The following is a 19,940-nucleotide window of genomic DNA, read 5'->3' as shown; positions in this document are numbered from 1 at the left end:
ATAATCGTTGAAATATGGAAATGAACGATGCCGTCGCGGCGCTCGCCGCGCTTGCACAGGACAACCGTCTTGAGGTCTTCCGCCTGCTGGTGCAGGCCGGCCCCGACGGCATGACTGCCGGCGCGGTCGCCGAAACGCTGGATCTCGCCCCCAACACACTGACCTTCCATTTCGACCGGCTGCGGACGGCCCGACTCGTGACCGTCCGGCGCGAGGGACGCTCGATGATCTATGCGGCGCGGTTCGAGACCATGAACGCGCTCGTCGGTTTCCTGACCGAGAACTGCTGCGGCGGCGTGTCGTGCGCTCCGGCGACGCCTTCGAAACCCGCGCGAAAGCGCAGCAAAGTGCCAGCCTGAAAGGACCGACCATGAAGCGCCTGCACGTTCACGTATCCGTCGAGGATCTCTCCCACTCGATCGGGTTCTACTCCGCCTTGTTCGCCAGCGAGCCCTCGGTCGTGAAATCCGACTATGCCAAATGGATGCTGGAAGACCCCCGCGTGAATTTTGCGATCTCGACGCGTGGCCGCGCGGCTGGCCTTGACCATCTCGGCATCCAGGTCGAGACCGGCGAGGAACTCCAGGAAGTCTATGCGCGGCTGCGCCGGGCCGGCGGCAACGTGGTCGAGCAAGGGCAGATCACCTGCTGCTATGCCAAGTCGGAGAAATCCTGGATTGATGATCCAGCCGGCATCGCCTGGGAAACCTTCTACACCACGGGCGAGAGCACCGATTACGGCGACGGCAGCGGCGAGAACCGGGCGCGCGTCGCTCACGAGAAGCAGGAGCAGCAATCGGCCTGCTGCGCGCCGCAGGCAGCGCCCACAGCGTCGCAGGCGTGCTGCTGAGCACGAGGATTCCACCATGGATGCGATCATCTATCACAATCCCGATTGCGGCACCTCGCGCAACACACTGGCGATGATCCGGAACGCCGGCATCGAGCCGCACGTGATCGAATACCTGAAGACGCCGCCATCGCGCACGCTGTTGCAGCAGCTCATCGCGCGCATGGGAATTTCGGTGCGCGAGGCGGTTCGCGAGAAGGCGGCGCCCTATGCGGAGCTCGGGCTCGACAACGCGGCGCTGACCGACGATCAGCTGCTCGACGCCATGATGGCGCATCCAATCCTGATCAACAGGCCGATCGTGGTGACGCCGAACGGCGTCAGGCTCTGCCGCCCCTCCGAACGGGTGCTCGATCTGCTGCCGGCGCAACAAGGCGAATTCGTCAAGGAAGATGGCGAGCGCGTCAGGCTCGATCGCGGCGCCTGATGCCGGGCCTGGGACAGCGTGCCTTCGCCGAATCGCTAGGGACGGCGTTTCTGCTCGCCGCCGTCGTCGGCTCGGGGATCATGGCGCAAAAGCTCGCCGGCGGAAACGTCGCGCTGGCACTGCTGTGCAATACGATTGCCACGGGCGCAATCCTCGTCGTGCTGATCCTGATGCTCGCTCCGATCTCGGGAGCGCATTTTAATCCAGCGGTGACGCTGGCCCTGGCTTTGCGCGGCGAAACGTCATGGACGGACGCCGCGATCTATCTTGTCGCTCAGGTGGGCGGCGGCATCGCCGGTGTTGAGATCGCACATCTGATGTTCGAGCTTCCAGTTCTCCAGCGTTCGCTCACGGAACGCGCCGGCGCCGGACAATGGCTGGCCGAGGCAGTGGCGACCTTCGGCCTGCTGTCGACGATCCTTGGCGTCCGGTATCGGACACCCGCCGCGGTTCCTTATGCCGTCGGCCTCTACATTACTTCGGCTTACTGGTTCACGTCATCCACGTCGTTCGCCAATCCCGCGGTCACCATCGCCCGCGCGCTGTCTGATACGTTCGCGGGTATCGCCCCGCGAGACGTGCCAGGCTTCATCGCCGCTCAATTCGTCGGGGCAGTTCTTGCCGTTGTGCTGGCGCGCTGGCTTTGGAGCCCAGCCTCTGTAAAACCGAACGCCACCCCGATCGCGTCGGGAAAGCCTGCATAACGCGGCACTTGACGGTTATTTTCCGCTAAATCGCCTGTCCAAATCGTCTCGCCCGAGTATTCTGTCGATGTCAAAAGACTCGCAGAGACCAATCCGTGATGCGATTGCGCGATATCGACGATCCCGACGCATCCTGCCCGACGCGAAAGCGTCCGGCCGGATGAACGATTTCGCACGATCCACCGGTGCGGCCTTCACGCTGATCGGCGAAGCCGACGCCGAACTGCTCGGCATCGTCGCCTTGTCGGTGCGCGTCAGCTTGACCGCGAGCATCGTCGCGCTGCTGATCGGTGCACCATTCGGGGCCCTGCTTGCGATCACGCGCTTCCGCGGACGTCAGGTCATCATCATCCTGACCAATGCCTTGCTCGGCCTGCCGCCGGTCGTGGTCGGGCTCGCGCTCTACCTCCTGCTGTCGCGGTCCGGCCCGCTCGGGGCGGGAGGACTATTGTTCACACCGACCGCCATGGTGATCGCACAGACGCTGCTCGCGACGCCGATCGTGGTGGCACTGGTGCACCGTCCGGCTAGCCTGCTGTGGGCGGAGTATGGCGATCTGGCGCGGATCGACGGACTGTCTGCTCTGCGCAGCATGGCACTGCTGTTTGCACTCGGCCGGACCTCGCTGCTGACGGCTTTTCTCGCGGCTTTCGGCCGCGCCATCGCGGAAGTCGGCGCCATCATCATCGTCGGCGGCAACATACGGGGCTTCACCCGCACGATGACAACGGCGATCGCGCTGGAGACCAGCAAGGGCGACCTGCCGCTGGCGTTGGGGCTCGGGCTGATCCTGCTCGCGCTCAGCGTCGCGGTGTCGACCATCGCATTCTTGCTAGTGGGACGCGTTGGGGAAAAATAGCTGCTCGCCGCCCACCTTGTAGCCTGCGATCGCATCCTGCCCATTCGATGAGATGAGCCAGTCGATGAAGGCCTGCCCGTCCTTCGCCTTGACGTTCGGATGCTTTGCCGGATTCACCAGCATGACGCCATACTGGTTGAACAGTCGCTTGTCGCCCTCGGTCAGGATGGCAAGTTCGCCCCTGTTCTTGAACGAGAGCCAGGTGCCGCGGTCCGACAGAAGATAGGCATTCGACGACGAGGCCATGTTGAGCGCCGGTCCCATGCCCTGGCCGATCTCCCGATACCAGCCGTCCTTGCCGGCTCCGATGTCGACACCCGCTTCCTTCCACAATCGCAGCTCGGCCGCATGGGTGCCGGATTTGTCGCCGCGCGAGATGAACGGCGCTTTCGCAGCCGCAATCTTGCGCAGCGCATCAGTGACCTCCTTGCCGCCGGCGATCTTCGCGGGATCGCTCTTTGGACCGACGATGACGAAGTCGTTGTACATGACGTCGAAGCGCTTCACGCCCTGGCCTTCGGACATGAACTTGTCCTCGGCAGCCCTATCATGAACGAACACCACGTCGGCATCGCCGCGCCGCCCGATGTCAAGAGCCTGGCCGGTGCCGACGGCAACGACCTTCACCTCGATGCCCTCGGCCTTCGAGAACAGCGGCAGCAGATAGCCGAACAGCCCCGACTGTTCCGTCGACGTTGTCGAGGCCACGGTGATGGTGCGATCCTGCGCGAAAGCGATGGTGGACCAGAGCAGAACCGCTCCGATGGCAGCAATCTTTCTCATACGTCCTCCCTAAACGAATGATGAGGGTCCTGAATAGCCGCTGGCGATGAAGACGGGAACCCCGACGTTAGGCCGCAAAGAGTTGAAGCGGTGGTGATAGATCGGCAGGAACGTCGTTGGCGGAGGCGGATTGTCCGGGATGCCAAGTCAAGGAGAATCCAATGAAGAAGATCATTCTGGCATCCGCGTGCATCATGGCGCTGGCGACCGGTAGCGCCTTCGCGCAGACACAACCTGCTCCAGGCGCATCCAGTCAGGGCGAGGTTGGTCCCTCTTCGCGGGGGCCCGCGACCAAAGGCATGACGACGGGCCGCGCATCGAACATGCAGAACGAGGCCAGCGACAGCAAGGGCGCACAGTCGCCATCCGCAGGTGGCACCAATACGAATAACATGGGCAGCCAGGCCGGCGGCGGCGCGGGTTCTGGCAGCGGTGCAGGCTCCGGTTCCGGCGGGAAATAGCGCGAGAGAGGACGTTGCAGCTTCATTGGGGGTTCGCTGCCAAGCACGAGCCCCCCACTCATGCCGATCGCTAACCACCGCTATTCGCACGTTTGGCGTCCGCTTCGGAATTCGCTCTTCCAGTTGAGCTGGGCCGTCACCAGACGATCGCGCAACGCGCACGATGGCGCGCGGATGTTCTGCAATTGGTCCCACCTAGATTGACATCGGTGTGACGGCCGGGGCAGTTTTTCACATTGCTGACGAATCAGCGATTGCCTCACGCCGAGTACCTCCTGGACAACTCCCAGTGCTTTCGAGACTGATATCGTTGCTGCGCCGCATCCCTGCGGTGAAATGGGCGTTCACCCGGCTTCGGCCCCTGCCGCACAGCGGCAGTGTCGACGTCGCACCGAGTGCCGCAAGCGACTCACCCGGCGTCACCTCCGAAATTGCAGAAGCAGCTCCGCCTCTCGACACCGGTCTCAGCACCGCTCCGTGCTGCAGCGATGCCGAGATCGCGGTCGCGACTCCGGTCGCAGGGAATGATACCGTCATCGCGGAAAGCTCGTCGGCAGCGCCAATCGATGTCGACGTCAGCGACCATCCAACCCTGGAGACGCCGGCAGACGTCGAACCGGTCGTCATCGCAGAGGTTGCGGCCTCGTCGGCCGAGAGCGACCCGGTTGATGTTCCTGAAGTCATCAGCAACGATCCGCCCGCAGACCTCCCGGCGAACGTTGACCCCGCCGTCGTGGACGAGGCAGCGGTCGCAACCGCCACCGTCGAGGTCGAGCCGGTCGATGTTCCCGAGCCCATCATCAGCAGCAATCCAGCTTGCGAACTCCGGGCCAACGTCGCGGAGGAGGTGCCGGTCGCGGCCGGCGAGGTCGCGATTGCCTCGGCTGACACACCCGTTCTCATCGTCAACGATGACACTTCCGCCGGCCTCCCAGGGGATGTTGAGCTGGCCGTCGTGGACGACTCGCGTGTCGCGCTTGCCGATAGCCAAGTCTCGGCGGAGGATATTGCCGAGAGCAGCATCGACAGGGCTGCGTCTCCCAGTGTCGCCGTAGAGATCGAGCCCGGCTTCGCCGGCGATTCCGCGCTTGTCGCAACGATCGTCGCAGCGGACGCTTCCGCCAACACACCGATCGTCCTCACGGATGTCGCGCCGGAGCCGATCCTCGAGTCTCCCGCTGCGAAGACACCCAGCACGCGGAAGCCTCGGCCAAAGGTCGCAGAGCCCACCGACCGCGCCGCGTTGATCCGGCAGCGCTGGGCCGAGACCGGGATCAGGATGTGGAATCCGCGCCTGCACGGCACCGGCGATGCCACTCTCAACATCCAGGGCAGTGTCGGACTGCTGCCGCCGGCGCCCGGCGAGACGATGCCGCGCTACGACAAGCTGGAATTCAGGATGCTCGGCGGGCAGATCGTCTGCGAGGGCGTCATCGTCGAGGCGCCTGCGCATGCGAGCCAGCGCAGTTTCACCCGGCTCGCCGAGCCTGGGAAAAACGACCGCGCCCGCGAGCCGGCGCGGGAGCGCCAGGCCGCGCTCGCCTGATCCTTTCTTCTGCGGCACACCGGTGCGATGTGCTAGGTTGATGTCCCGACATGGGAGATCGCATATGCGCGCAAGGTCATTGTCTCTGATCCTGATCGCCGCCTTCTGCATCTCGCAGCCCGCTTGGGCCGCGGGCAAACGGCCACGTCATGCGGCTACTCCTGCCACCGATCCGGCCGCGCCTTACAAGGCCGATCGGCTCTCTTCCTCGCACGGCGAGACGATCCTCAACACGCCCGGCCAGACCACCGTGCTGACGCGGCAGGTCCTCGACGACATGAATGCGACGAGCCTCCGGGACGCCATGCGCTCGACCGCCGGCGTGACGATCGGGCGCTAGGCGTCTCGCACCGCTTTCGGCCGACCGGCGTTGTTCCCGCCCGAGCACATCCATATTTCCAGGCACGAAGCAGTTGCCCGCAACGCCGGCCACGACGTAGCTTGCGCACCGGTCGAGCCACACGACGTCCGCGCCCGATCAAAACGACAAGAACACTGTGGGAGGCAAACTATGACGAAGCTCGCGGCCGCGCTGTGCGCGCTGGCATTGTTCGCAACGGGCGCGCAGGCGCAGACCATCAAGGATTTCCTGGCGACGGCCATGCAGAAGTGGACAGCGCCGTTCGAGCCGTTCCAGCTCATCGGCAACATCTACTATGTCGGAACCGGCGGCATCGCCGTCTATGTCATCAAGACGTCGCAGGGTCTGATCCTGATGGATACCGCGATGCCCCAGTCGACCGGCATGATCAAGGACAATATCGCGAAACTCGGCTTCAAGGTCGCCGACATCAAGATCATCCTCAACACGCATGCGCATCTCGACCACACTGGCGGTTTTGCCGAGATCAAGAAGGAGACCGGCGCGCAGCTCGTGGCCGGCGAGCGCGACAAGCCGCTGCTCGAAGGCGGCTATTATCCCGGCGACGAGAAGAACGAGGACCTCGCCTTCCCCGCGGTGAAGGTCGACCGCACGGTGAAGGAAGGCGACAAGGTCACGCTCGGCGACGTCACGCTGACGGCGCATGCAACGCCCGGCCACTCGCCGGGCTGCACGAGCTGGGAGATGAGCGTCAAGGACGGCGATCAGAACCGCGAGGTGTTGTTCTTCTGTAGCGGCACGGTTGCGCTGAACAGGCTGGTCGGTCAGCCGACCTATCCCGGCATCGTCGGCGACTATCGCGCGACATTCGCCAAGGCCAAGGCGATGAAGATCGACGTGCTGCTCGGGCCGCATCCGGAGGTCTATGGCATGCAGGCCAAGCGCGCGCAGATGAAGGACGGCGCGCCGAACCCGTTCGTCACCCCCGGGGAGCTTGCAACCTACGTCACCGGCCTGTCGGAGGAGTTCGACAAGCAACTCGCCAAGCAGACGGCCGCGCTGGAGAAAAAATAGCGGCTATCAGACGCCGCACCACACCGTCGCCCGAATGGACACGTGGTGCGGCATACGTTATGCCGCCGCACATGGTTAGCAGAACGTAGCCGCACGGCTTTGACCGGCGGCGAAGCGCCCGGCTCTGCCGCCGCAACATCCTTAACAGACCCTCACCAATGCACGCCGACGGAAAATGCCGCAGTCACGTGCAACCTGCGCTGGCTTTTCCCGTGGAACCCACCTAACGCGACCTTTACCCGCGCCATGCAAGATCGCCCGGTTTTGAAGGACCCGGGGCGCGTATTGCAATGCCTGTTGCCGATTTGAAGTCTCATCTCGCCGCCGCGATGCGGCTGTTTCGCGTGCCGGCCGACAACCCGGATCTGACACGCGCGCAGTTCGACGCCTTCTCCAAACAGGTCCCGCTCCTCTACTTCCTGCTTATGAGCAACTCGATCGCGGTCGCCTACACCTATGTGAACGTGGCGCCGGACTGGCTCACGATGATCGTGCCTTCTGTGCTGACCGTGCTCGCGGCGCTCCGTACGTTCTGGTGGCTGCGTCAGCGCCACATCGTGCGCAGCGATGCCGACATCCTGCGCAATCTGCGCGCCACCAACTGGCTGACACTGCCGATCGGTGCCGGCTTCACCGTCTGGTCATTCGCGCTCTACCCCTACGGCGATCCGTTCGCCAAGAGCCAAGTCGCCTTCTACATGGCGGTCACCGTGATCGGCTGCATCTTCTCGCTGATGCATCTACGCTCGGCGGCGCTGATCGTGACGCTGATCGTCGACGTGCCCTATGTGTTGTTCTTCTTCACTACGGGCGAGCCGACGCTGAAGGCGATCGCCGTCAACAATTTGCTGGTCTCGGGCGCGATGGTGACGGTGCTGTTCATCTACTACCGCGACTTCGCCGATCTCGTCGCGAGCCGCAAGTCGCTGCTTGCGCAGCAGGCGGCGACACAGGCGCTCTCGGACGAGAACTTCCGCCTTGCCAATCTCGATTCCCTCACCGAGCTGCCGAACCGCCGCCGCTTCTTCGCCGAGCTGTCGAGCGCCTTTACCGATGCCGAGCGCAGGAGCGTTCGCGTCGCGGTCGGGATCATCGACCTCGACGGTTTCAAGCCGATCAACGACAATTACGGCCATACTGTCGGCGACCGCGTCCTGATCGAGGCGGGCCGCCGCATCCGCGAAGTCTGCGAGGGCTTTGGCCCGCAGCGCGTGGAATTCGCAAGGCTCGGCGGCGACGAGTTTGGCCTCGTCGTGTGCGGCGATCCCGATGATGCCGATCTGATGCGGCTCGGCGAGCGCATCGGCAGCCAGGTCAAGCTGCCCTACCAGCTCGACACCGCCCATACCGGGCTGTCCTGCTCGATTGGTTTTGCGCTGTTCCCGACCTCGGCGACGACGTCGGAAGCGCTCTATGAATGCGCCGACTACTCGCTGTATCACGCCAAGCGCCATCTGCGCGGCCGCACCGTGATCTTCTCGAGCGAGCTGGAGGCAGAGATCCGCAGCCGCGGCGTCATCGAGAATTTGCTCCGCAGTGCGGATTTCAGCACCGAGATGGACCTGGTGTTCCAGCCGATCGTGGACGCCATGAGCGAGCACACCGCCGGCTTCGAAGTCCTGGCGCGTTGGCACAGCTCCCGCCTTGGCCTGGTTTCCCCGGCCGATTTCATTCCCGCCGCCGAGCGCATCGGCCTGATCCGGCCGCTGACGCAGGCGCTGCTGGTTCGCGCGCTCGCGACCGCCAGGACCTGGCCTGATCACATCCGCCTGTCGTTCAACCTCTCTGCCCACGACGTCTGCGCGGCCGAAGGCATCCTGCCGCTGATCGCCATCATCGAGAAGAGCGGGCTGCCGCCGCACCGGATCGATTTCGAGATCACCGAGACCGCCGTCACTTTCGACTTCGTGCGCGCGCAGCAGTCGATCGCGACGCTGAAGGCAATGGGCTGCGGCATTTCGCTGGATGATTTCGGCACCGGCTATTCCTCACTCAGCCACGTGCACCGGCTGCCGCTCGACAAGATCAAGGTCGACCGCAGCTTCGTCGCCGACATCAACGACAATCCTGTGAGCTACAAGATCATCAAGTCGCTCACGGGCCTGTGCGACGACATGGAGATCGCCTGCGTCGCCGAGGGCGTCGAGACTCGTGCTCAGCTCGACACCCTGCGCCGCCAGGGTTATTATTTCGCAAAGCCCATGCCGGCCGACGCGATCGGCGACTATCTCGCCAAGGAACAGCTGCGCCTCGACGGCGCCGGCGCCAAGGTCGTGGCCTGAGGCGCGGCTACTTCGCCAAGCTCGGCAGATCGAGACCCTTGTCACGGGCGCAGTCGATCGCAATGTCATAACCCGCGTCGGCATGGCGCATCACGCCGCTGGCGGGATCGTTCCAGAGCACGCGCTCGATGCGCTTTGCGGCTTCCGGCGTGCCATCGGCGACGATCACCATGCCGGCGTGCTGCGAATAGCCGATGCCGACGCCACCGCCATGGTGTAGCGAGACCCAGGTCGCACCGCTGGCGCAATTGAGCAGCGCGTTGAGCAAGGGCCAGTCGGATACCGCGTCCGATCCATCCTTCATCGCCTCGGTCTCGCGGTTGGGGCTTGCCACCGAGCCGCTGTCGAGATGATCGCGGCCGATGACGATCGGCGCTTTCAATTCGCCGCGCGCCACCATCTCATTGAAGGCAAGGCCGAGCCGATGGCGATCGCCGAGGCCGACCCAGCAGATCCGCGCCGGCAGGCCCTGGAACTTGATGCGCGCCTTGGCCATGTCGAGCCAATTGTGCAGATGCTTGTCGTCAGGCATCAGCTCCTTGACCTTGGCGTCGGTCTTGAAGATGTCCTCGGGATCGCCCGAGAGCGCGGCCCAGCGGAACGGCCCGACGCCGCGGCAGAACAGCGGACGAATATAGGCCGGAACGAAGCCTGGGAAATCGAAGGCGTTCTTCAGGCCCATATCCTGCGCCATCTGGCGGATGTTGTTGCCGTAGTCGAGCGTCGGAATGCCCTGCGCGTGGAAATCCAGCATAGCCTTCACGTGCTCGACCATCGACGTCTTCGAGGCACGCTCGACCGACTTCGGGTCGGATGCGCGCTTGGCTTCCCATTCGGCCAGCGTCCAGCCCTTGGGCAGATAACCGTTGATCGGATCGTGCGCGCTGGTCTGGTCGGTGACGATGTCGGGCTTCACGCCGCGGCGCACCAGCTCCGGGAAGATCTCGGCGGCATTGCCGAGCAGGCCGACCGAGACCGCCTTCTTCGTCTTCGCGGCCTCTTCCATGATGGCGAGCGCTTCGTCGAGGGTTGCGGCCTGCCGATCGAGATAGCCGGTGCGTAAGCGCATCTCGATGCGGCTCGGCTGGCATTCGACCGCGAGCATCGAAGCACCGGCCATGGTCGCAGCCAGCGGCTGCGCGCCGCCCATGCCGCCGAGGCCGGCGGTGAGAATCCATTTGCCGGCGAGGCTGCCGCCATAATGGCGACGACCGACCTCGACGAAGGTTTCGTAGGTGCCCTGCACGATGCCCTGGCTGCCGATATAGATCCAGGAGCCTGCAGTCATCTGGCCGTACATCATCAGGCCCTTCCGATCGAGCTCGTTGAAATGATCGAGCGTCGCCCAGTGCGGCACGATGTTGGAGTTCGCGATCAAGACACGCGGCGCGTCGGCATGGGTGCGGAAGACACCGACCGGTTTTCCGGATTGGATCAGCAAGGTCTGGTCGTTTTCGAGCTTGCGCAAGGCCGCCGTGATCCGGTCGAAGCTCTCCCAGTCGCGCGCGGCGCGGCCGATGCCGCCATAGACGACGAGCTCGCTCGGCCGCTCCGCCACATCGGGATCGAGATTGTTCATCAGCATGCGCAAGGGCGCTTCCGTCAGCCAGCTCTTGGCGCTGATCTCGCTGCCGCGGGGCGCGCGGATGGTACGGTCATTGTCCAGTCGGCGGTTCATGCGGACCTCTTAGTCAAGTCTCGGAAACGGATCGGATGGAAGTGCGGTGATCGCGATCGCCGGCAGCGCGTCGGCCTCGATCAGCGCAGCTGCCTTGGCGAGATCGCCTGCCATGTAGCGGTCGGCACCGAGTGCGGGCACTTGTTCACGAAGCGCGGCAATGACGGCAACGAGCGGCGCGCTGGTCGCATGCGGCGCGCGCAGCGTGATGCCTTGGGCGGCAACCAGGAGCTCGATGCCGAGAATGGCGGTGAGATTGTCGGCCATGTCGGACAGGCGCCGCGCGGCATGCGCGGCCATCGAGACGTGATCTTCCTGGTTGGCGCTGGTCGGCGTCGAATCGATCGAGCAGGCGAGCGCGCGCTGCTTGTTCTCGGCATAGAGCGCGGCCGCCGTGACCTCGGCGATCATGAAGCCGGAATTGAGGCCGGGGTCGGGCGTCAGGAACGGCGGCAAACCGAAATTGAGCGCGGGGTCGACCAGCGTCGCGATGCGCCGCTCGCTGATCGCGCCGATCTCCGATAGCGCGAGCGCAATCGCGTCGGCGGCAAAGGCCACCGGCTCGGCGTGGAAATTGCCGCCGGAGACGATCTCGCCGGTCTCGACCAGCACCAGCGGATTGTCGGTGACGGCGTTGGCCTCGATGATCAGCGTGCGCGCCGCCTGCGTGATCAGGTCGAGCGCCGCGCCCGCGACCTGCGGTTGGCAACGCAGGCAATAAGGGTCCTGCACGCGCTCGTCGCCTTCGAGATGCGACAGGCGGATGTCGCTGCCGTCGAGCAGCGCCGTCAACGTCGCCGCCGCGGCGATCTGCCCGGCATGACCGCGTAGCGCCTGGATTTCAGGGCGGAACGGTGCCGTCGAGGCCATCGCGGCATCCACCGACAATGCGCCGGTCACGAGCGCTGCGCGGGCCAGGCGAAACGCACGCAGCACGCCGGAGATCGCGTAGGCCGTCGACAATTGCGTGCCGTTGATCAGCGCGAGGCCTTCCTTGGGCCCGAGCGTCAGCGGCGCAAGGCCGGCGGCCTTTAGTGCCTCAACGCCGGATACAGTTTTCCCGTCAATGATGGCCTGCCCTTCGCCGATCATCACTGCCGTCATATGCGCAAGCGGTGCAAGATCGCCGGAGGCGCCCACGGAGCCTTGCTGCGGCACCAGCGGATAGACACCCCGCGCCAGCATTGCCTGCAGTTGCTCGATCACCTCGCTGCGCACGCCGGAGGCGCCGCGGCCGAGCGAGACGATCTTCAGCGCCATCATCAGCCGCACGATCGATTCGGGTGTCGCCGGGCCGACGCCGCAGCAGTGCGAGACGATCAGGTTGCGCTGGAGCAGCGCGGTCTGGTCCGGCGGAATGCGCTTCGACGCAAGCTTCCCGAAGCCGGTGTTGATGCCATAGACCGGGACATCCGCGCGCGCGGCTCTTGCGACGATCTCCGCCGCGGCTTCGACGCGCGGCCAGAATGAGGGATCGAGCACGACGGGCGCACCATCGAGCACGCAGGCGAGATCATCGAGACTGACCGTCCCCGGTCTGACGACGATCGCTGTGTCCTGCTCCGTCACTGCCCCCTCCATATCCGCTCGTGCAGCGGATTGAAGCCGATGCGGTAGACCAGCTCGGCCGGCCGCTCGATGTCCCAGATCGCGAGGTCGCACCATTTGCCGGCCTCCAACGTGCCGGTCTCATCCAGCACATCAAGCGCCCGCGCCCCCTCGCGCGTCACGCCGGCAAGGCATTCGGTCACTGTCATCCGGAACAGGGTCGCCCCCATGTTCATCACGAGCAGCAGCGAGGTCAGCGGCGAGCTGCCCGGATTGCAGTCGGTCGCCAGCGCCATGTGGACGCCAAGCCTGCGAAACGTCTCGACCGGCGGCTTTTGCGTCTCGCGGATGAAGTAGAAGGCGCCGGGCAGCAGCACCGCCACCGTTCCGGCCTTCGCCATCGCGGCAGCGCCGGCTTCGTCGGTGTGCTCGAGATGATCGGCCGAGAGCGCCGAGAATTTCGCGGCAAGCGCGGCACCGCCGAGATTCGAGAGCTGGTCGGCATGGAGCTTGACTGGAAGTCCAAGCCCCCTCGCCGTCTCGAACACCCGCGCGGTCTGCTCGGCGGAGAACGCGATGCCCTCCATGAAGGCATCGACGGCATCGGCAAGGCCTGCCTTAGCGACCGCGGGCAGCATCTCCTTGCACACGAGATCGATGTAACGATCCTTGTTGCCCTCCGCCTCCGGCGGCAGTGCATGCGCGCCAAGGAAGGAGGTGCGGATCGCAACCGGCCGCTGGCCACCGAGGCTGCGCGCAGCGGCAAGCTGACGCATCTCGGTTTCGGTATCGAGGCCGTAGCCGGACTTGATCTCGACCGTGGTTGCGCCCTCGGCGATCAATGCATCGAGCCGCGGCAGCGCGCCTGCGACGAGCTCGGCCTCGCTCGCCTTCCGCGTCGCAGCCACCGTCGAGACGATGCCGCCGCCGGCGCGCGCGATCTCCTCGTAGCTCGCCCCCTTCAGGCGCAGCTCGAACTCGTGCGCGCGGTTGCCCCCATAGACCAGATGGGTATGGCAATCGACGAGGCCGGGCGTGATCCAGCGTCCCTCGCAATCGATCCTCTCGGCCGCATCGGCATCCGACGGAAAATCGGTCTGCGCATCCGCATAGACGATACGGCCGCCGCGCGTGGCGATTACGCCCCGCTCGATCTCGCCAAGGTCAGGACGGTCAGCCCGCATCGTGGCGAGCCGGGCATTGTGCCAGATCCGGTCGAAGCGCTCTGCCATGCAACGGCCCCTTCGTGGGATGCTTGACTTATATGTCTAGACATATAATCGTGAGGCGGTTCTGTCCAGCCGGCGTGTAATCATGACCCGACTGCATTTCGCCTCCGCGCTCCTGCCCTCGGGCTGGGCCAATGACGTGCAGGTGGTCATCACCGCCGGCGCGATCGCGGCGGTGACGCCGAATGTGGCGCCGGCGGCCGGCGACGAGCGCCACGCCATCGCGCTTCCGGGATTGGCGAGCCTGCACAGCCACGCGTTCCAGCGCGGCATGGCGGGCCTCGCCGAGTTGCGCGGCGACAGCACCGATACCTTCTGGACCTGGCGCGAGACGATGTATCGCTTCGCGCTGGCGATGACGCCGGATGACGTCGTGGCGGTCGCGACGCTGCTCTATGTCGAGATGTTGGAGCAGGGTTTTACCCGCGTCGGCGAATTCCACTATCTCCATCATGATCGCGATGGCTCGCCCTACGCTGATCTCGGCGAGATGGCCGCGCGCATCGCACAGGCTGCCGAAGCGTCAGGCATTGCGCTGACACTGCTGCCAAGTTTTTATGCGCATGGCTCCTTCGGCGGCGCAGCGCCGCATGGCGGCCAGCGCCGCTTCATCTGCTCGGTCGATCAGTTCGCCGCCCTGATGACTGCATCACGCACGGCCATCGCAACATTGCCGGGCGCCAATATCGGCATCGCGCCGCACAGCTTGCGCGCGGTGACGCCGGACGAACTCACAGCGATCATTCCGCTGGCCGATGGCGGACCGGTGCACATTCATGCCGCCGAACAGGTGAAGGAAGTCGAGGATTGCCTGGCATGGTCGAGCCAGCGGCCGGTGCAATGGCTGCTGGAGCACGCGCCCGTCGATCAACGCTGGTGCCTCATCCACGCCACCCACACGACGGATGCGGAAGTCACCGCATTCGCCAAGACCGGCGCGGTCGCGGGTCTCTGCCCCATCACGGAAGCGAGCCTCGGCGACGGCATCTTTCCGGCGCGCGAATTTCTCGCGGCCGGCGGCGCGTTCGGTGTCGGCACCGATTCCAACGTGCTGGTCGGCGTCGCCGACGAGTTGCGCCAGCTCGAATACGGTCAGCGTCTGAAGCATCGTCAGCGTAACGTACTCTCCAGCGGTGCGGGGCGCTCGACGGGACGCACGCTGTTCGATCATGCGCTCGCGGGCGGCGCGCAGGCGATGGCACAGACGACCGTCGGCCTCGCGCCGGGTGCGCGCGCTGACATCGTCACGCTCGACACGGCACATCCGTCGCTGGCGGGGCGCGCACGCGACGCCATCATCGACGGCTGGATCTTCGCGGCCGGCGGCGGCGCGATCGATTGCGTTTGGGCCGGCGGCGCCAAGGTCGTCGAGAATGGCCGGCACAAGCTGCGCCAAGCCGCACGCGAGCGCTTCAACGCCTCCATCCGGAGGCTCGTCGCATGAGCCTCGCGACCGGTGCGACCGACAAGCCGACGCTCTACAAGCGAATCCGCGCCGATATTGAAAAGCGCATTTTGACCGGCGAATGGCCGCCCGGGCATCGCATCCCCTTCGAGCACGAGCTGGTCGCACGCTACGGCTGCTCGCGCATGACGGTGAACAAGGCGCTGTCGGAGCTGGCGCAGGCCGACCTGATCGAGCGACGGCGGCGCGCCGGCTCCTTCGTGCGCCGGCCGCAGCATCAGTCCGCCGTGCTCAAGATCGCCGACATCCGCGCCGAAATCATCGCGCTCGGCCGCGCTTACGGCTACGAGCTGATCGGCCGCAAGCTGCGCACGGCGACCGCCGCTGACCGCGACCGCCTCGGCGTCAAGAAGGCCGGCAAGGTGGTCGCGATCGCCTGCCGGCACAGCGCCGACAACGTGCCCTTCGCCGTCGAGGACAGACTGATCGATCTGTCGTCCGTGCCGAATGCTGCGACGGCAGACTTCTCGCGCGAGCCGCCGGGCTCGTGGCTGCTCCACCATGTGCCGTGGACGGAGGCCGAGCATACCATCAGCGCCATCGTTGCGGACGATCGCGCGGCGAAGGCGCTCGACATCGCAATCGGCGCGCCCTGCCTCGTGATCGATCGCTACACCTGGCGCAGCGCGCGCACGATCACCGCGGTGCGCCTGCTTTATCCCGGTGACTCTCACCGCCTTGTCGCCCGATTCAAGGGAGGCTGAGAGAATAATGTCGGCACAGTTCGTGCAATGCTTCGGGCAACGGTCCAAATGGACCGACAAGGATCAACAGGACGTCAATCCATCGATCGGCAAGAGGACGACAATCATGCGTAGTTCGAAAGTATTTGTGACAATCATTGCCCTCGCGACCGCCACTCCGGTGCTCGCCGACGACGTCAAGGTCGGCATCGGCATCTCCGGATGGACCGGCTTCGCGCCTCTGACGTTGGCGAAGGAGGCCGGCATCTTCAAGAAGAACGGCCTCGACGTCACCATCAAGAAGATCCCGCAGAAGGACCGTCACCTCGCGATCGCCTCCGGCGACGTCCAGTGCGCGGCAACGACCGTCGAGACCTGGATCTCCTGGAACGCCAACGGCGTTGCGACCAAGCAGATCTTCCAGCTCGACAAGAGCTACGGCGCCGACGGCATGGCCGTGCGAAACGATCTGGCTTCGATCAAGGATCTGAAGGGCAAGACCGTCGCGGCCTCCGCGCCCGGCACCTCGCCTTATTTCGCGCTGGCCTGGATGCTCAAGAAGAACGGTCTGTCGGTGAAGGACGTCACCGTCGTCAACCTCGAGCCGGCTGCGGCTGCGCAGGCCTTCGTCTCCGGGCAGAACGATGCCGCGATGACGTATGAACCGTATCTTTCGACGGTTCGCGCCGCGCCCGACAAGGGCAAGATCATCGCGACCACGCTCGACTACCCGATGGTCATGGACACGTTCGGCTGCACGCCAAAGTTCCTCACCGAGAACCCGAAGGCCGCCAAGGCGCTCGCCGACAGCTATTTCGAGGCGCTCGACATGATCGCCAAGGATCAGGCAAAGGCCTACGAGATCATGGGCGCCGACGTGAAGCAGTCCGGCGAGCAGTTCGGCAACTCGGCGAAATATCTGCGCTGGCAGGACAAGGCGGCGAACCAGAAGTTCTTCGCCGGCGATTTCCTGACCTTCAACAAGGAGGCCGCCGAGCTCCTACTCGAGATCGGCATCATCAAGACCGCGCCGAAGGTCGAAGACCTCTTCGACGCGAGCTACATCAAGTAACTTCTGCAAGTGACCGGTTCCGCCAAGAGGCGGAGCCGGCACATGATCGACTATTCGGATAGACAGTTTGATGCGTCCCCTGGATCCCGTGACATCGAAGCAACGTATGGCGTACGGCCTTGCATTCTTCGTGCTGTTCGTTGCCCTCTGGTCCTGGGCGACGCTCGGCGGCCATGTGTCGAAGACGTTCCTCGCGAACCCGCTGACCATGGTGCAGGAAGGTTATGATCTGCTAGCCAAGCAGGGCTTCGTGTACGACATCGGCATGACGGTCTGGCGCGTCGTCGGCGGCTTTGCACTCGCGGCAATCATCGCTGTGCCGCTCGGCGTGCTGATGGGGGCCTACAAGCCGGTCGAAGCGTTCCTGGAGCCGTTCGTCTCCTTCGCGCGCTATCTGCCTGCGTCCGCCTTCATTCCGCTCCTGATCCTCTGGGCCGGCATCGGGGAATTGCAGAAGCTGCTCGTCATCTTCATCGGCTCGGTGTTCCAGGTCATCCTGATGGTCGCCGTGACGGTCGGAGCGACGCGGCGTGATCTGGTCGAGGCGGCCTATACGCTCGGGGCCAGCGACCGCGGCATCATCCGCCGCGTGCTGCTGCCCTCCTCCGCGCCGGAGATCGCAGAAATTTTGCGACTGGTGCTGGGCTGGGCCTGGACCTATGTCATCGTCGCCGAGCTGATCGGCTCGTCCTCGGGCATCGGCCACATGATCACCGACAGCCAGGCGCTGCTCAACACCGGCCAGATCATCTTCGGCATCATCGTGATCGGATTGATCGGCCTCCTCTCGGACTTCATGTTCAAGGCGTTCAACGCCTGGCTGTTTCCGTGGAGGCTCGCATGACGATCCTCAAGATCGAGCAGGTCTCGCGCACCTTTCCTGCGCGCCACGGCAATGCGCCGACCAGGGCGCTGGAGCCGACCGATCTCGTCATCGGCAACAACGACTTCGTCACCATCCTCGGCCCGTCCGGCTGCGGCAAGTCCACGCTGCTCCGCATCGTCGCTGGCCTCGATCGCCCCACCAGCGGGCGTGTCACGCTTGACGGGCGCGAGGGGACCGGCCCAGGCGCCGATCGCGGCATGGTGTTCCAGTCCTACACGCTGTTCCCCTGGCTGACCGTACGCGAGAACATCGCCTTCGGCCTGCGCGAGCGCGGCGTGTCGCAAGACGAGCGGAACAGGATCGCCGACGCTTTCATCCGCCAGGTCGGATTATCCGGCTTCGAGAACCACTGGCCCAAGCAGCTCTCCGGCGGCATGCAGCAGCGCACGGCGATCGCCCGCGCGCTCGCCAACGATCCGAAAATCCTGCTGCTCGACGAGCCCTTCGGCGCGCTGGATAACCAGACCCGCGCCTTGATGCAGGAGATGCTGCTCGGGATCTGGGAGCGCGACCAGAAGACCGTGTTGTTCGTGACCCACGACATCGAGGAGGCGATCTTCCTCGGCAGCCGCGTTATCGTCATGAGCGCGCGCCCCGGCCGCATCAAGGCCGAGATCCATGTGGACCTGCCGCATCCGCGTTCCTACAAGATCAAGACCACGCCGGAATTCGTCCAGCTCAAGGAGCGGCTGGTCGAGGAGATCCGCACCGAGGCGCTGAAAGTTGCCGAACATGCCTGACACCCAGCCCCGCGCCGACGGGAAGCGCGTCCTCGCCGACCTCAATGCGCTGCGCGCAATCGGCGCCTATAAGACCGGCGTGCACAAGCCGACCTTCTCCGAGCCGCACAGGCTTTCGCTGGACTGGCTGGTGCGAAAGCTGCCCGACGCCGGCCTCTCCGCCACGATCGACGGCATTGGCAATGTCTTCGGTACCAGCGCAAAGCCCGGGCCGAAGCTGCTGGCGGGATCGCATCTGGAAAGCCAGAATTACGCCGGCTGGCTCGACGGTCCGCTCGGCGTCGTCTATGCGCTCGAAGCCGCACGCGTGCTCAATGCCGATCCCTCGTTCAAGGGCGCGGTCGAGGTCGCCGCCTGGTGCGACGAGGAAGGACATTTTGGGCATTTCCTCGGCTCGCGCTCCTATGTCGGCCAGGTGACCGAGGCCGACGTCGATGCTGCCCGCGACCGCACCAGCGGCCGCACCATGCGCGATGCACTCGCCGAGATGGGGCTCTCGGGGCGCCCGCGCATCACCGCCCCGCCAGGCCGGCACGTCGGATATCTGGAGGCGCATATCGAACAGGGCGACACGCTCGAAAGCGGCCGCCTCGCGATCGGCGTCGTGACCTCCATCGTCGGGATCTGGCAATACCGGATCAACTTCGTCGGCGAGCAGAACCACGCCGGCACCACCCGCATGGCCGTGCGAAAGGATGCCGGCCTGGCGCTGGCCAAATTCTGTGTCGCGGTCGACGAACGTTTGCCCGATGCCTGCGGCCCGCGCACGGTGTGGACCACCGGTCGCATCACGCTCGATCCCGGCGCACCCAGCATCATTCCGGGTGGAGCAGAAATGCTGTTCCAGATCCGCGACGACGACCCGGCGATCATCGCGCGGCTCGAGCAGTTGCTGCAGACCATGGCGGACGAGGTCAACGCGAAGGGCCCCTGCACCGTCACGGTGGAGAAACTACGCACCGGCGCGCCGGCCATGATGAACGCTGGCTTTCAGGATGCCATCGAAGCGGCGAGCAAGGCCCTGGCCGGTGGCCGGTCGGTCCGCATGCCCAGCGGCGCCGGCCACGATGCGCAGATGCTGGCAACGATCATGCCCGCGGCGATGCTGTTCGTGCCATCGATCGGCGGCATCAGCCATCACTGGACCGAGAACACCACCGATGCCGACATCGTCACCGGCGCAGAGGTGTTCGTCGACGCCTGCCGCCGCATTCTCGGCGGCTGAGCATACGGGTCGTCGCTGCCCGATCGATCGAGCATCGATCGTGGCGGGATCGGGCAAATCGTGCCCGCTTTGGGAAAAACTCATGACCCGAAGCGTGCCTAGAAGC

General features: G+C 65.0%; 20 protein-coding genes. 16 read left to right on the top strand and 4 right to left on the bottom strand.

Going from position 1 to position 19,940, the window contains the following annotated elements; genetic code table 11:
- Positions 1-20: 20 nt before the first annotated feature.
- The 5 genes from ACR9YP_RS16205 to ACR9YP_RS16185 all read left to right on the top strand — a co-directional run bounded on the left by ACR9YP_RS16205 (position 21) and on the right by ACR9YP_RS16185 (position 2,840).
- Positions 21-359, top strand: coding sequence for an ArsR/SmtB family transcription factor (locus ACR9YP_RS16205; RefSeq protein ID WP_474220409.1), 339 nt, complete (start codon positions 21-23; stop codon positions 357-359).
- Positions 360-370: 11 nt separating this feature from the next.
- On the top strand, positions 371-850 hold the full coding sequence (locus ACR9YP_RS16200) for an ArsI/CadI family heavy metal resistance metalloenzyme (RefSeq protein ID WP_474220408.1): 480 nt from the start codon (positions 371-373) through the stop codon (positions 848-850).
- Between the two features lie 16 nt (positions 851-866).
- Positions 867-1,277, top strand: a complete 411-nt coding sequence (gene arsC / locus ACR9YP_RS16195) for an arsenate reductase (glutaredoxin) (RefSeq protein WP_091896359.1) — start codon at positions 867-869, stop codon at positions 1,275-1,277.
- Complete coding sequence (locus tag ACR9YP_RS16190; RefSeq protein ID WP_474220407.1) at positions 1,277-1,981, top strand: MIP/aquaporin family protein; 705 nt, start codon at positions 1,277-1,279, stop codon at positions 1,979-1,981. The genes arsC and ACR9YP_RS16190 overlap by 1 nt, the downstream gene beginning before the upstream one ends.
- Positions 1,982-2,141: 160 nt before the next feature.
- The gene (locus ACR9YP_RS16185) at positions 2,142-2,840 is read left to right on the top strand and encodes an ABC transporter permease (RefSeq protein WP_091896353.1); all 699 of its coding nucleotides are present in this window, start codon (positions 2,142-2,144) and stop codon (positions 2,838-2,840) included.
- On the opposite strand, the gene ACR9YP_RS16180 is transcribed toward ACR9YP_RS16185, so the two are convergent.
- On the bottom strand, positions 2,814-3,623 hold the full coding sequence (locus ACR9YP_RS16180; protein WP_438106419.1) for an ABC transporter substrate-binding protein: 810 nt from the start codon (positions 3,621-3,623) through the stop codon (positions 2,814-2,816). The genes ACR9YP_RS16185 and ACR9YP_RS16180 overlap by 27 nt on opposite strands.
- 161 nt (positions 3,624-3,784) lie before the next feature.
- Here ACR9YP_RS16180 and ACR9YP_RS16175 point away from each other — a divergent pair, with 161 nt between their 5' ends.
- The 5 genes from ACR9YP_RS16175 (at position 3,785) to ACR9YP_RS16155 (ending at position 9,308) form a co-directional block, all read left to right on the top strand.
- Positions 3,785-4,084 (top strand): hypothetical protein, encoded by a 300-nt coding sequence (locus ACR9YP_RS16175; RefSeq protein ID WP_370987735.1) that lies wholly within the window; start codon positions 3,785-3,787, stop codon positions 4,082-4,084.
- 310 nt (positions 4,085-4,394) lie between these two features.
- On the top strand, positions 4,395-5,630 hold the full coding sequence (locus tag ACR9YP_RS16170) for a hypothetical protein (RefSeq protein ID WP_438106418.1): 1,236 nt from the start codon (positions 4,395-4,397) through the stop codon (positions 5,628-5,630).
- Positions 5,631-5,694: 64 nt separating this feature from the next.
- Positions 5,695-5,970: a TonB-dependent receptor plug domain-containing protein gene (locus ACR9YP_RS16165; protein ID WP_438106416.1), complete on the top strand. Its 276-nt coding sequence runs from the start codon at positions 5,695-5,697 to the stop codon at positions 5,968-5,970.
- A 171-nt stretch (positions 5,971-6,141) separates the two neighbouring features.
- On the top strand, positions 6,142-7,026 hold the full coding sequence (gene blaBJP / locus ACR9YP_RS16160) for a BJP family subclass B3 metallo-beta-lactamase (RefSeq protein WP_438106414.1): 885 nt from the start codon (positions 6,142-6,144) through the stop codon (positions 7,024-7,026).
- Between the two features lie 290 nt (positions 7,027-7,316).
- A complete protein-coding gene (locus ACR9YP_RS16155) occupies positions 7,317-9,308 on the top strand; it encodes a putative bifunctional diguanylate cyclase/phosphodiesterase (RefSeq protein WP_474220406.1) in 1,992 nt (663 codons plus the stop codon).
- Between the two features lie 7 nt (positions 9,309-9,315).
- Here the strand turns inward: ACR9YP_RS16155 and hutU are convergent, their stop codons facing one another.
- Genes hutU through hutI form a run of 3 tightly spaced genes read right to left on the bottom strand, consistent with a single transcriptional unit; the run spans position 9,316 to position 13,766 of the window.
- Complete coding sequence (gene hutU / locus ACR9YP_RS16150; protein ID WP_438106410.1) at positions 9,316-10,986, bottom strand: urocanate hydratase; 1,671 nt, start codon at positions 10,984-10,986, stop codon at positions 9,316-9,318.
- Positions 10,987-10,995: 9 nt separating this feature from the next.
- Complete coding sequence (hutH, locus tag ACR9YP_RS16145; protein WP_438106409.1) at positions 10,996-12,555, bottom strand: histidine ammonia-lyase; 1,560 nt, start codon at positions 12,553-12,555, stop codon at positions 10,996-10,998.
- Positions 12,552-13,766, bottom strand: a complete 1,215-nt coding sequence (hutI, locus tag ACR9YP_RS16140) for an imidazolonepropionase (protein WP_438106407.1) — start codon at positions 13,764-13,766, stop codon at positions 12,552-12,554. The genes hutH and hutI overlap by 4 nt, the downstream gene beginning before the upstream one ends.
- A gap of 82 nt (positions 13,767-13,848) precedes the next feature.
- On the opposite strand from hutI, the gene ACR9YP_RS16135 reads away from it, so the two are divergent.
- From ACR9YP_RS16135 to ACR9YP_RS16110, 6 genes are all read left to right on the top strand, one after another.
- Positions 13,849-15,207, top strand: coding sequence for a formimidoylglutamate deiminase (locus ACR9YP_RS16135; RefSeq protein WP_438106405.1), 1,359 nt, complete (start codon positions 13,849-13,851; stop codon positions 15,205-15,207).
- A complete protein-coding gene (gene hutC / locus ACR9YP_RS16130) occupies positions 15,204-15,932 on the top strand; it encodes a histidine utilization repressor (RefSeq protein ID WP_128932434.1) in 729 nt (242 codons plus the stop codon). The genes ACR9YP_RS16135 and hutC overlap by 4 nt, the downstream gene beginning before the upstream one ends.
- Before the next feature lie 106 nt (positions 15,933-16,038).
- Positions 16,039-16,983, top strand: a complete 945-nt coding sequence (locus tag ACR9YP_RS16125; RefSeq protein ID WP_128932433.1) for an ABC transporter substrate-binding protein — start codon at positions 16,039-16,041, stop codon at positions 16,981-16,983.
- A gap of 70 nt (positions 16,984-17,053) precedes the next feature.
- A complete protein-coding gene (locus ACR9YP_RS16120; protein WP_091896321.1) occupies positions 17,054-17,827 on the top strand; it encodes an ABC transporter permease in 774 nt (257 codons plus the stop codon).
- On the top strand, positions 17,824-18,609 hold the full coding sequence (locus tag ACR9YP_RS16115) for an ABC transporter ATP-binding protein (RefSeq protein ID WP_438106402.1): 786 nt from the start codon (positions 17,824-17,826) through the stop codon (positions 18,607-18,609). The genes ACR9YP_RS16120 and ACR9YP_RS16115 overlap by 4 nt, the downstream gene beginning before the upstream one ends.
- Positions 18,602-19,834, top strand: coding sequence for a Zn-dependent hydrolase (locus tag ACR9YP_RS16110; protein WP_438106400.1), 1,233 nt, complete (start codon positions 18,602-18,604; stop codon positions 19,832-19,834). Before ACR9YP_RS16115 ends, ACR9YP_RS16110 begins: the two co-directional genes overlap by 8 nt.
- Positions 19,835-19,940 lie beyond the last annotated feature (106 nt).

The organism is Bradyrhizobium sp. BR14999, from assembly GCF_056106085.1.
This window is presented reverse-complemented; position numbering and strand designations above follow the sequence as displayed.